Annotated in this window: 9 protein-coding genes; 1 reads left to right on the top strand and 8 read right to left on the bottom strand. The window is 74.2% G+C overall.

Features of this window, described 5'->3' with window-relative positions:
* Positions 1-37: 37 nt before the first annotated feature.
* Genes OKX07_RS15675 through mshD form a run of 3 tightly spaced genes read right to left on the bottom strand, consistent with a single transcriptional unit; the run spans position 38 to position 4,349 of the window.
* The gene (locus OKX07_RS15675) at positions 38-991 is read right to left on the bottom strand and encodes an NUDIX hydrolase (protein ID WP_265628921.1); all 954 of its coding nucleotides are present in this window, start codon (positions 989-991) and stop codon (positions 38-40) included.
* Positions 992-1,014: 23 nt separating this feature from the next.
* The gene (locus tag OKX07_RS15670) at positions 1,015-3,249 is read right to left on the bottom strand and encodes an RNA degradosome polyphosphate kinase (RefSeq protein WP_265628920.1); all 2,235 of its coding nucleotides are present in this window, start codon (positions 3,247-3,249) and stop codon (positions 1,015-1,017) included.
* A complete protein-coding gene (gene mshD, locus OKX07_RS15665) occupies positions 3,246-4,349 on the bottom strand; it encodes a mycothiol synthase (protein WP_265628919.1) in 1,104 nt (367 codons plus the stop codon). Before mshD ends, OKX07_RS15670 begins: the two co-directional genes overlap by 4 nt.
* Before the next feature lie 128 nt (positions 4,350-4,477).
* Between mshD and OKX07_RS15660 the strand changes: the two genes are divergently transcribed.
* Positions 4,478-5,689 (top strand): NAD(P)-binding domain-containing protein, encoded by a 1,212-nt coding sequence (locus tag OKX07_RS15660; RefSeq protein WP_265628918.1) that lies wholly within the window; start codon positions 4,478-4,480, stop codon positions 5,687-5,689.
* A gap of 93 nt (positions 5,690-5,782) precedes the next feature.
* Here OKX07_RS15660 and OKX07_RS15655 read toward each other — a convergent pair whose 3' ends face one another.
* The 5 genes from OKX07_RS15655 to OKX07_RS15635 form a co-directional block, all read right to left on the bottom strand.
* A complete protein-coding gene (locus tag OKX07_RS15655) occupies positions 5,783-6,697 on the bottom strand; it encodes a hypothetical protein (protein ID WP_265628917.1) in 915 nt (304 codons plus the stop codon).
* A gap of 250 nt (positions 6,698-6,947) precedes the next feature.
* On the bottom strand, positions 6,948-8,411 hold the full coding sequence (locus tag OKX07_RS15650; RefSeq protein WP_265628916.1) for a cellulase family glycosylhydrolase: 1,464 nt from the start codon (positions 8,409-8,411) through the stop codon (positions 6,948-6,950).
* A 179-nt stretch (positions 8,412-8,590) separates the two neighbouring features.
* Positions 8,591-10,546, bottom strand: coding sequence for an acetate--CoA ligase (acs, locus tag OKX07_RS15645; protein WP_265631939.1), 1,956 nt, complete (start codon positions 10,544-10,546; stop codon positions 8,591-8,593).
* A 182-nt stretch (positions 10,547-10,728) separates the two neighbouring features.
* A complete protein-coding gene (locus tag OKX07_RS15640; protein WP_265628915.1) occupies positions 10,729-11,532 on the bottom strand; it encodes a hypothetical protein in 804 nt (267 codons plus the stop codon).
* 94 nt (positions 11,533-11,626) lie between these two features.
* The gene (locus tag OKX07_RS15635) at positions 11,627-12,472 is read right to left on the bottom strand and encodes a formate/nitrite transporter family protein (protein ID WP_265628914.1); all 846 of its coding nucleotides are present in this window, start codon (positions 12,470-12,472) and stop codon (positions 11,627-11,629) included.
* Positions 12,473-12,716 lie beyond the last annotated feature (244 nt).

Raw genomic sequence — 12,716 nt, 5'->3', positions numbered from 1 at the left:
GACGCGCGTCGGTGGGCGCGCGCCGACGAGGTGGGTCTCAGTCCGCCGTCACGGACGACCGGTGCCGCTCGACCGCGAGCACCCGGACGCCCCGCGGCGTCTCGCCCGCGTGCGCGACGAGCACCTCGCCCGGCGACAGGAACGGGTTGTCGACCGGGAGCGAGTCCGCGACCGGGCGGGGACTGTGCGCGGACAGCACGTCCAGGACCGTCGGCAGGACGGGACGGTGCGTGCACAGCACGGTGTCCTGACGGGTGTCCATCACCGCGCGCACCGCCGCGGCTACACGCCCCGGGGACTCCTCGTGCTGCGACTCCGTCAGGACGTCCGCGACGTCCGGCTCCAGCCCCGCCGCCGCCGCGTACGGCGCGACGGTCGCCGCGCAGCGCTCCCACCGGCTCGTCACGATGCGCGCGACGCCGAAGGCGGCCAGCACCGGGGTGATCGCGGCCGCCTGCCGCAGGCCCAGGCCCGTCAGGGGCCGGTCGTCCTCGGTGCCGCCCCACAGGTGGCGCTTGCGGGCCTGGCCGTGCCGCGCGACGACGACCGCGCGGGTGTCGAGTCGACCCTTGTCGTGCGCCTCGGCCAGCGCGTCCAGCGGTTCGCGGTCCGCGCGGCGCGTCAGCCGACGTCCGGCCTCCGGCACGTCGAACCACTCCCAGTGGTCGATCTCCGCGCGGTCGGCGTGCGGCACCGGTGGCCGTGCCCGCAACGGGGCGTCGTCGCCGCGCCCCGCCTGCCGTGCGGCCCAGTAGTGCACCACCTTGTCGCGACCGTCCGCCAGCCCGTACTCCAGGCCGGGCAGCGGCAGGCCCAGGACGACGGACATCCCCGTCTCCTCCTCGACCTCCCGCACGGCCGCGACGGGCGCGAGCTCACCCGGCTCGAGCTTGCCCTTGGGCCACGACCAGTCGCGGTACCGCGGGCGGTGCACGAGCGCCACCTGCAGGCGCGTCGCGCGCACGCGCCAGACGAGAGCGCCCGCGGCCACGACGGGCTCGACGGCCGCCGCCTTCACCGGGTGGCGCCCCGCCGACGCCTCTGACGGTGGATCAGCACCTCCTGCAGGTCCACGAGCGGTCCGTCCGGGCCGACGTGGTGGCGCACCCACTCGCCGTCGGGACGCAGGCGCCACGACGACGTGCCGTCGTCCATCGACTCCTCGAGGTACCCGACGAGCTCGGTGACCTGCGCCGGCTCCGCCACGCGGACGAGCGCCTCGACCCGGCGGTCCAGGTTGCGGTGCATGAGGTCCGCGGAGCCGATGTACACCTCCGGCCCGTCGAACGTGTCCTCCTCGGACGGGGTCGCGTGCGCGAACGCGAAGACCCGGGAGTGCTCGAGGAAACGTCCCAGGATCGAGTGCACCCGGATCGTCTCGGAGAGCCCCGGGACACCGGGACGCAACGCGCAGATGCCGCGCACGTTGATGTCGACCGGCACGCCCGCCTGGGACGCGCGGTACAGCGCGTCGATGATCGCCTCGTCGACCATCGAGTTGACCTTGATCCGGATCCACGCCGTCTCGCCGCGCCGCGCTGCCGCGGACTCGCGCTCGATGCGCTCCAGCAGGCCCGTGCGCACCGACCGCGGCGCGACGAGCAGGCGGTGGAACCGGGACTTCGGCGCGTAGCCCGACAGCTGGTTGAACAGCCGCGTGAGGTCCTGGCCGACGTCCGGGTCGGCCGTCAGCAGCCCCAGGTCGGTGTACAGGCGCGCGGTCTTCGGGTGGTAGTTGCCCGTGCCGACGTGGCTGTAGCGGCGCAGCCCGTCGGCCTCCTGCCGCACGACGAGGGACAGCTTGCAGTGCGTCTTGAGCCCGACGATCCCGTACACGACGTGCACGCCCGCCTGCTCGAGCTTGCGCGCCCACGAGATGTTGTTCTGCTCGTCGAACCGCGCCTTGATCTCGACGAGCGCGAGCACCTGCTTGCCCGCCTGCGCGGCGTCGATGAGGGCGTCGACGATGGGGGAGTCGCCCGACGTGCGGTACAGCGTCTGCTTGATGGCGAGCACGTGCGGGTCCGACGCGGCCTGCTCGAGGAACGTCTGCACGGACGTCGAGAACGAGTCGTACGGGTGGTGCAGCAGGATGTCGTGCGCGCGGATCGCCGCGAACACGTCCGTCGGCGTCGCGGACTCGACCTCCGAGAGGTACCGGTGCGTCGCCGGGACGAACCGCGGGAACTGCAGCTCGGAGCGGTCCAGGTCGGCGATGAGGTTCAGGCCGGTGTGGTCCAGCGGGGCCGGGAGCTCGTAGACGTCGTCCTCGGACATGCCGAGCTCGCGGATCAGCAGCTTGCGCACCCGCGGGCTGATACCCTCGGCGATCTCCAGGCGCACCGGCGGGCCGAACCGGCGACGCAGCAGCTCCTTCTCCATCGCCTTGAGCAGGTTCTCGGCGTCGTCCTCCTCGACCTCCACGTCCTCGTTGCGCGTGATGCGGAACGTGTGGAACTCGCGGACCTCCATGCCGGGGAACAGCATGTCGAGGTGCTGGGCGATGACGTCCTCGACGGGGACGAACGACATCGGGCCGCGGTCCGGCGCCGCGGTCTGCGGCACGGGGGCCGACGGCCGTCCCGCGGCGTCGACCGCGATGTACCGCGGCAGCAGCGGCGGCACCTTGACGCGCGCGAAGTGCTCCTTGCCGCTCACCGGGTTCACGACGCTGACCGCGAGGTTCAGCGACAGCCCCGAGATGTACGGGAAGGGGTGCGCCGGGTCCACCGCGAGCGGGGTCAGGACGGGGAACATCTGGCGGCGGAAGTACTTGTGCAGCCGGTCCTGCTCGGCGTCGCCCAGGTCGTCCCAGCGGACGATCGTGATGCCCTCGGCCGCGAGCGCCGGCTTGATGTCCTCCACGAGGACCTGCGCGTGGCGCTCCATGAGCGCCCGCGCCCGCTCGCTGATCGCCTCGAGGACCTTGCGGGGCGAGAGCCCCGACGCCGCGGTGACCGCGATGCCCGTCGCGATGCGCCGCTTGAGGCCCGCGACGCGCACCATGAAGAACTCGTCGAGGTTGGACGCGAAGATCGCGAGGAAGCGCACGCGTTCCAGCAGGGGGAGGTCGGCGTCCTCGGCGAGCTCGAGGACCCGTTGGTTGAAGGCCAACCAGGAGAGCTCACGGTCGAGGAAGCGGTCGTCCGGCAAGGCTTCGTCCGCCGGGCGCGTGGGGTCCTCGGCGGACTCCACGTGCTCGGCGATGCGCTCGGCGAGCGCAGGGTCGATCGCGGTGGCGTCGGTCATGTGCCCATCGTGGCATCGTCGGATGAACACGTCGTGTCGTCGTCGTTCACCTGGACGAGGGGGACGCCCCCGGCGGGGCTGCCGGGGGCCGGCGGGCCGTACATCACGTCGGCGGCGGCGCGGGTGAAACCGGCCCGCTCGTAGGTGTGCACCGCGACCGTGTTCTCCGCGCCCGTGTACAGGATCACGGTCCGCAGCCCGCGGTCGCGCAGGTACGCCAGCCCGAGCGACGTCAGGGCGCGGCCCATCCCCAGGCCCTGCGCGTCCGGGTCGACGCCGACGACGTAGATCTCGCCGACCTGCTCGTCGGGTCCGGCGTCCGGGGCGTCGCCCGCCGGGTGCACCTTGGTCCACACCGAGCCGAGGAGCTGGCCGTCCCGCTCGGCCAGCAGGAAGCCGGCCGGGTCGAACCACGGCTCGGACTCGCGCGCCCGCAGGTCCGCCGACGTCATCCGGCCCTGCTCGGGATGGTGCGCGAAGGCGCGCGCGTTGACGCGCCGCCACGCGTCCTCGTCCTGCCCCGGGACGAACGTGCGCACCTGCACGCCGTGCGGCAGCGGTGCGTCGGCGGGCGGGTGCTGCGTCAGGTCGACGGCCATGCGCCACAGCTCGCGCACGACGACCAGGCCCGTCGTGGCGGCGGCCGCGCGGGCCGCCGGCAGGTCGCCGTGCGCCCACACGTGCAGCCGACGCTCCGGGACGGTCGCCGCCTCGGACGCGGCACGCTCCAGCAGAGCCCGCGCGACGCCCCGACGGCGGTGCGCGGGGGCGACGACGAGCTCGGCACGCACGGTCGTCGAGCTGCCCACGTCGAGCTGCGCGTACCCGACGAGCCCGTCGGCCGGCGCATCGCCGTGGGTGTCGGCGGGCGTGGCGTCGTGCTCGTCCGCGGGCTCGTCGGCGGGCCCCTGGTACGCGAGGAGGTGCACGACGGGCGCCTCCTCGTCGGTCAGCCACAGCAGCGGCTGCTCCGACAGCGGGGGGACGCCGTCGTGGCGCGCGGCCGCGTGGTGCAGCGAGCGCACCGCGTCGGCCTGCGCGGGGGGCAACGGCCCGGTGACCGCCGCGAGCGACGTCGGGACCTCGATGTCGGACGACATGCGTCCATCCCATCACGTGGGCCAGGGGTCGGGGTCGCACGGCCGGGTGATCCGGGTCGCCGGGGCGGGAGGGCGGGCCTCGCGCACCGGCCCGCGTCCCGGGTGGCAGCCGGTAGCGTGGGCGCGTCATGGACCGCCCCCCCGTCGCCACCCCAGCCGCGAGCGGTCGACGCGCCCTGCGGACCCCGCGCGGCCCGCGCACGGTCGAGGTCGACGTGGTCGTGGTGGGGGCCGGCCAGGCCGGGCTGTCCAGCGCGTACCACCTGCACCGCACGGGCCTCGTGCCCGTCGGGTCGGCCGGCTGGGAGGCCGCGCGCGGGACGTACGTCGTGCTGGACGACAACCCCCGCGCGGGCGGCGCGTGGCAGCACCGGTGGCGCTCGCTGACGATGGCGGACGCGCACCGCGTCCACGACCTGCCGGGCATGCCCCTGACGATCGCGGACCCCGCGGAGCCGGCCGCCGACGCCGTGCCCTACTACTTCGCGCAGTACGAGGAGGCCTTCGGGCTCAACGTGCAGCGCCCCGTGCGTGTGACGCGCGTCGAGCGGGTCGCCGCCGCCGACGGGTCGCGGTTCCACGTGACGACCCGGCACGTGGACCACCCGGACGAGGCCGTCGTGTGGTCCGCGCGGGGACTCGTCAACGCGTCGGGCACGTGGGCCCGGCCGTTCTGGCCCGCCTACCCGGGACGCGCGCAGTTCCGCGGGCGCCAGCTGCACACGCGCGACTTCCGCACCGCGGCCGACCTCGCCGACGGGCACGTCGTGGTGGTCGGCGGCGGCACGTCGGCCGTGCAGCTGCTGCTGCAGGTCGCGCAGGTCACGTCGACCACCTGGGTGACCCGCCGACCACCCGTGTGGATCGACGAGGAGTTCACGCCCGAGCTGGGCCGCGAGGCCGTCTCCGTCGTCGAGGAGCGCGTGCGTACCGGGCGTCCGCCGGGCTCGGTGGTGTCCGTGACCGGGCTGCCGCTGACTCCCGCGTACCGCGCCGGCATCGAGGCGGGCGTGCTCCGCGCGCGGCCGGCGTTCACGCGCATCGTCCCCGACGGCGTGGTGTGGGAGGGCGGAGCGCCGGGCGTCGAGGGCTGGGTCGACGGGCCGTCGTCGGTCGCGGCCCGCACGATCCTGTGGGCCACCGGCTTCCGTGCGTCCCTCGACCACCTGGCACCCCTCGGTCTGCGCGCCCCCGGCGGCGGCATCGTGATGGACGGCACCGAGGTCGTCGCCGACCCCCGCGTCCAGCTCGTCGGCTACGGGCCCAGCGCGTCGACGATCGGCGCCACCCGTGCGGGCCGGGAGGCCGCCCGCCGCCTCCGCCGCACCCTGGGCTGGTAGCCGGCAACAGCAGCCCAGAGTGGTCACATGTGCGCCCACTTCTGGCTGGAGCGACCCGAGGAGTGCCCATCTTCGGGTCAGCCGGTGAGGCGGTCAGGCTGTGAGGCGGGCCTGGAGGCGGGCTCGGCCCGACGGTGAGTACGTCGAGGCGGCGAGGAGGGCCAGCCACCGGCGGATGCGCTCGGGGCGGTGCCGCCGCCCGAGGGTCGCGTCGATGTCCCGGAGCACCGTGCCCGGGCTCTGGCACAGGTCCGACGCGACGTAGCCCCGCCGCGTCCAGCCCGTGGCGGTGAGCGCGCGATCGCGGCGCAGGTCGGCGGCGTGGGTCTGCGCGGTGCGGTGGACCGCCCCGTCGTACTCGTGCAGGACCCGCGTGCCGGGCAACCACAGGTCGCCGCGCGCGACGAACGCACCGTCCGCGGTGCGCACGACGTGCTGCGGGACGACGGGCGCGCCCACGCTCACGTGCAGCACGCGGAGCAGCGTCTCCCAGGGCGACTCGCTGCGGACGTCGGCCATCGCCAGCGCACGACGGAGCCGAGGGGCACCGTTGCTCCCGTGCGCGGCGGCGGTGGCGATCTCGTCGGCGGTGCAGCCGGCACGCAGGGCCGCGTCGACGAGCACCACGAGGTCGAGCAGCGCCAGGTCACGGGCGCACGCCAGGAGCGTGTGGGCGGGTGTCGCGACCCGGACACCGCCGATCAGGACCCACGGGACGGCCAGCGCCGTCCTGGTGACCCGGATCCCCGCGCGGCGGGAGCGCGCGTCGGCGCGCGGCTGGTCGACGAGGACCGGCAGCCCCGGCGGCAGCTCGGGTGACCACCACCCGTGGAGCTGCGCGGCCGTGAGGTGGGAGAACGCCGCGGACGTCGGCAGCAGCGTCTGCCAGGCGGTGACGTCGTCGCAGCCCGGCCGCCGGTGGAGCCCGTGCGCGACCCGGACCCACCCCGGGCCGGCCCTGTTCCCGACGATTGCCCGCTCGACGTCGTCCCCGCTGCGCTGTTCCACCGGGCCAGCCTCACCGGCACGGCCCCGCCCGTGGGGGGAGGAGTTCCCACCTGTGGACCCTCTGTCCGACCGGCGACCCTGTGGTCGGCTCGCTCCGGATCGCGGACATACCGGAAGTGGGCAGTTCTCGTGTGGCAGCCCGCGGTTGTGGTCACAGGTGTGACCACAACCGTGGGTGCGGCCCCGCTCTCGGAGGGGGAGGGCGGGGCCGCACGGGGGGGCGCGTCTGTGCGCCCCCGTTCTCGGGGGGTCAGCGGCAGGTGACCGGGACCGTGGTCGTCGGGGCCGTGCCGGAGCCGATGAAGCCGTAGGTGACGCTCTGACCCGCGCCCAGGCGACCGTTCCAGGCGGCGTTCGTCGCCGTCACCGAGCCGCCGGTGCCGGAGAACGTGGCGCTCCAGCCCTGTGCCACGGACGCGCCGGCCGGCAGCGTGAACGACGTGGACCAGCCGGTCAGCGCGGTCGCGCCGGCCGTGACGTCGACCGTGCCCTGGAACCCGCCCGGCCACGCGTTCGCGACCGTCAGCCGCGCCGTGCACGCGCCACCCGGGTTGCTCGTGGGCGTGGGCGTCGGGGTGGCCGTGACCGTGGGGGTCGGTGTCGGTGTCGGTGTCGGCGTGACCGTGGGCGTGACCGTCGGGGTCGGTGTCGGCGTGACCGTCGACGTCGGCGTCGGCGTCGGCGTGGGCGTCGGGGTCGGGGTGACGCCCGAGAAGTACGTCGCCGTCCGCGCCGTCGACCGGATGCCGTTCGCGCCGTCGAAGATCAGCGTGCCCCACGCGGTCTTCCGCGTCGGGTCGAAGGCGGTGACCATGTCGAGGTACTCGACGCCGCCGCTGTTGCCGGACCACGACCACCCGTAGTAGCCGATGCCGCGCGCGACGGCCTCGCGCATGATCGTCGCCTCGTCGGGGTTGCCGTCCGAGTGGTCGATGCCGAACTCGCCGATGACGAGCGGCAGGCCCTTGGCAGCAAACGCGTCGAGGTACGCGGTGATGGTCGAGGCCTGCGCGTACACGCCGTACATGTGGACCGAGAACAGGGTGTTGCGCTCGGGGTCGGCGGCGGCGACGGTCGCGGCGGTGTCGCGCATCACGCCCTTCCAGTCCTGCCCCCAGTTCGGGGCGTCGACGACGATGTTGTGGCGCAGCCCGGCGGCGCGGACCGTGGCGATGGCGGCGGCGGTGTCCGCCGTCCAGGCCGTGACCTGCGGCTCGTTGTTGCCCGTGGGCTCGTTGCCGATGTTGATCTGGATGAAGTCCTCGGTGCCCTGGAGCACGGGCGCGAGCCCGACCCAGTAGCGGGCGGCCGCGTCGAGGGTCACGGCGCCGGCCTGCTCGCCGTTGCCGGTGGTGTCGTGGTTCTCGAGCATGCAGACCAGCTGGTTGGCCTTGCACAGCGCGATGACGGCGGCGACGTCGGACGCGCCGTTGGCGGTCCAGCGCCCGCCCGACAGCACGACGCGTACGGCGTTGGCACCGGCGGCGCGGATCGCCGGGAGCGCCGTGGGCGTCTGCGTGGCGTACCAGGTGTGCGCGTGGCTGACGCCCCGCGCGACGAACGGCGTGCCGTCCTGCTCGACGAGGCGCGTGCCGGAGACGTGCAGGCCGACGGGGTCCGCCGCGGTGGCGGCGGTGGCCACGGCGGTGATCCCGCCGAGGGCCAGGAGCGCGGTGCCGCACGCAGCGGCCGCACGCAAGGAGGTGCTCTTCATCGACGTCCTCGTTCCGCGAGAGTTGTCCGGTCGCCTGCCCGGTCGCCGCGGGGGCGGCGTCGTCGGGGGGCGGCGGTCAGACAATCAGCAGGCCTGGGACGGCTCCATCGGTGAAGCGTTTCGACGTCGGATCGCGCGGGTCGGTGGCGGGCCCGGCCCGGGCCCGCCACCGACCCGGCTCAGTCCTCCGCCGCAGCCGTCGGCTTCGCCAGTCCCTGCGCGATGAGGTCCATCACGGAGGAGTCCGCGAGCGTCGTCGCGTCGCCGACCTGGCGGTGCTCGGCGACGTCGCGCAGCAGGCGCCGCATGATCTTGCCGGACCGCGTCTTGGGCAGCTCGGCGACCACGAGGATCTGCCGCGGCTTGGCGATCGGACCGATCTCCTTGGCGACGTGCGTGCGCAGCGTCTCCTGGACGGTCGCGGCGTCGGCGGCGTTGCCCTCGGCCACGTCGCCGCGCAGGATGACGAACGCGACGACCGCCTGGCCCGTCATCTCGTCGGTGGCGCCCACGACGGCCGCCTCCGCGACCCACGGGTGCGAGACCAGGGCCGACTCGATCTCGGTGGTCGACAACCGGTGCCCGGACACGTTCATGACGTCGTCGACCCGGCCCAGCAGCCAGATGTCGCCGTCGTCGTCCTTCTTCGCGCCGTCCCCGGCGAAGTAGATGCCGCGGAACCGCGACCAGTACGTGTCCTTGTACCGCTCGGGGTCGCCCCAGATGCCGCGCAGCATCGACGGCCACGGTTCGGTGAGCACGAGGTAGCCGCCGCCGCCGTTCGGCACGGGCTTGGCGTCGTCGTCCACGACGTCCGCGGCGATGCCGGGCAGCGGGACCTGCGCCGACCCCGGCTTCGACTCCGTGACGCCCGGCAGCGGGCTGATCATGATCGCGCCCGTCTCGGTCTGCCACCAGGTGTCGACGATGGGGGTGCGGTCCGCGCCGATGACGCGGCGGTACCACATCCACGCCTCGGGGTTGATGGGCTCACCCACCGACCCGAGCACGCGCAGCGACGACAGGTCGAACTTGCTCGGGATCTCCTCGCCCCACTTCATGCACGTACGGATGGCCGTGGGGGCGGTGTACAGGATCGTGACGCCGTACTTCTGGACGATCTCCCACCAGCGCCCGCGGTGCGGCGTGTCCGGCGTGCCCTCGTAGATGACCTGGGTCGCGCCGTTGATGAGCGGCCCGTAGACGACGTACGTGTGCCCGGTGATCCAGCCGACGTCGGCCGTGCACCAGTACACGTCGGTCTCGGGCTTGAGGTCGAACACGTTGAGGTGGGTGTACGCCGCCTGCGTCAGGTAGCCGCCCGTGGTGTGGAAGATGCCCTTGGGCTTCCCCGTCGTGCCGGACGTGTAGAGGATGAACAGCGGGTGCTCGGCGTCGACGTCGACCGGCGTGTGCTGCGACGACGCGGCCTCCACCGCCTCGTGCCACCAGACGTCGCGCCCCTCGGTCCACTCGACGGGCTGCCCGGTGCGTCGCACGACGAGCACGTGCGCGACGCTCGGCGCGCCCTTCTCCAGGGCCTCGTCGACGGCCGGCTTGAGCGCCGACGGCTTGCCGCGCCGGAACCCGCCGTCGGCCGTGACGACGAGCTTGGCCTCCGCGTCGAGGATGCGCGAGACCAGCGCCTCGGCGGAGAAGCCCCCGAACACCACGGAGTGCGGCGCGCCGATCCGGGCGCACGCGAGCATCGTGATGACCGCCTCCGGGATCAGCGGCAGGTAGATCGCGACGCGGTCACCCGTGCCGACGCCGAGCGCCGCCATCGCGTTGGCGGCCTTGGAGACCTCGCGCAGCAGGTCGGCGTACGTCAGCGTGCGGGTGTCGCCGCCCTCACCCTCGAAGTGCAGCGCGACGCGCTCGCCGCGGCCCTCCTCGACGTGCCGGTCGACCGCGTTGTACGCCGCGTTGAGCCGCCCGTCGGCGAACCACCGCGCGAACGGGGCGTCCGACCAGTCGAGCGTCTGGGTGAACGGCGTCGACCAGGTGAGCAGGTCGCGCGCCTGGTCCGCCCAGAACCCGGGCCGGTCCGCGTTCGCCCACGCGTACGCGTCGGGGGTGGCGTTGGCCTGGGCGGCGAACTCGGGCGTCGGAGGGAAGCGGCGTTCCTCGGACATCAGGTTCTCCAGGCCGGTGCCGGCCTGCGGGGCGTCGGTCGTGGGGGCGGCAGACGGTTCGGTCACGGTGTCTCCTACGCAGCAGCTTCGGTGCGACGGTGGGCTGACCAGTGCGGTCCTCGTGACGGACCATAGTCCTGGTCGTCGACCGGGCGCACCGTCGCGGAGGTGACCGGATCGTGTCAGGTCGTCCGGTTGCGCTCGCGGAACTCGCCCAGGTGCACACCGTGGCGCCGCGCGAGGGCGATGGTCACCCCGCCGGTCAGCAGCATGACGCCGGCGACGATCGTCGTGCCGGACGTGCCGGCGACGGTCGCCTGGGTCACCGCCCGGTCCCACGTGCTCGTGCCGACCACGTCGAGCGTCGTCATGCGGGCGATCCCCGGGGCGTAGAGCTGCAGCCCGCCCAGCGCGGCCACCAGCAGCCCGGCCGTGAGCGGCACCGCCGCGCTCCACAGCCCGAGCACGAGCAGCGCCGCGAGCAGCACGGCGCCCGAGCTGACGAGCACGATGCCCAGCAGCTCCAGGGACGCGTCCCAGCCGTCCACCTGGACCACGAGGATCCGGCTCTGCCCGAGCAGCAGCAGTCCCACGGCGAACGGCGCCAGGACCAGCCCCACGAGCGCACCGAGGACGTGCGTGCCGGCGTGCGGCGTGCGGGGTGCGTGCGGGTCGGGGAAGAGCTCCTCGTCGCCGTCGTCGGGCGACGCGGTCCTGCGCGCGTCCTGCGCTGCGTCGGCACCGTGGGACGCGCCGGGCCCGGGGCGGTCCGGGTGCGGCCCGGGCGTCGTGCCGGGCGCGGCCGTGGCGGACGGCGGCGAGACCCGTGCGGCGGGGTACGGGGCCGGGTCCGGGGCGGGCGGTGTGGGCGTCGGACGCTGCACGGCGTGGCGGCCGGTGTCCAGCTCGTCGGGGCCGGCCGGCCCGGTCGTCCCGTCACGCGTGCCGGGGCCGTCGCCGGGACGCTTCGGGTCCGTGGTGCTCACGCGTGCTCCTCGGGTCGCGGTGGCGCGTCGTGCGACGCCTGGCAGCCACGCTAGGGCGCGCACGGCCCGCGCGCCGTTCGGCACGCGGACTCGCTCAGCGCACGGGCACCCCGGCGGGCACCGCTGCGGACCGTCCCGCGTCGACCCGGGCGACGAGCGGTGCCGGGGCGACGCGGCGGACCCCGTAGGCGTACGCCGCGCCGACCAGCAGCGCACCGCCGAGGGTGTTGCCGAGCCCCACGGCGGCGATGTTGCGGGCGAACTCGGCCACCGTGGCGTGCGGCAGGCCGCCGTAGAGGCCGAGCGACAGCGTCGTCATGTTGGCGACGACGTGCTCGAAACCCGAGGTGATGAACACGAGCACGCAGCCGAAGACCGCCATGATCCCCGCGATCTCGCTGGTCAGGCGGGCCCAGCACCACACGGCGAGGCAGACCAGGAGGTTGCACAGCACGCCGCGCACGACGAGCTCGAGCGTGGTGGCCTCGGCCTTGTGCGCGATCATCCGTGCCACCGCCTCGCCGCCCGCGGTCCCGGGCGCGAGCACCCCGGAGACGTGGAGCAGCCCGGCGAACGCCGCAGCGCCCAGCAGGTTGCCGCCCAGGCAGGCGAGGAGCGTGACCCCTGCCGGGACCCAGCCGATGCGTCCGAGGATCGCGCCCTGCGTGAGGATCATCATGGCGCTCGTGGCCAGCTCGCCGCCGGCGACGAGGACGATGGTCAGGGCGATGCCGAACACGGCACCGTTGACCAGGGGCGCCCAGGGGGAGCCCGCGACCGTGAGCGGTCCACCGGCGGTGGCCATGACCAGCACGCCGATGCCGATGTACGCTCCGGCGAGCATGGTCCGGACCAGGAACAGCCCGGGTGTGCGGGTCAGGACGACCTTGTGCACGGCGGCGTCGGCGTGCGCGGCAGCAGCCTCGGGGATGGTGAGCACGCCTCCATGGTCGCCCCTGCTCAGGCGGTGCACGTGGGACGAAGGTGCCCGTCCCCGATCTCGGGTTGGCGTCGATCCGATAACGACCGGATAGGACACTTGACCAGCACCCAGGGGGCCGCATAGCGTCCCGGCTCATCAGCAGATGTATCGTTAATCCTGGTGCATCTCGATAAATCTGGCGCCCGGTGGCAGTGTTGCCCTCCGGAGGCCGGAGTCGGCGCTGCACGACGACGGCAGCGCC

Source organism: Cellulomonas sp. S1-8 (genome assembly GCF_026184235.1).
GTDB lineage: Bacteria > Actinomycetota > Actinomycetes > Actinomycetales > Cellulomonadaceae > Cellulomonas.
This window is presented reverse-complemented; position numbering and strand designations above follow the sequence as displayed.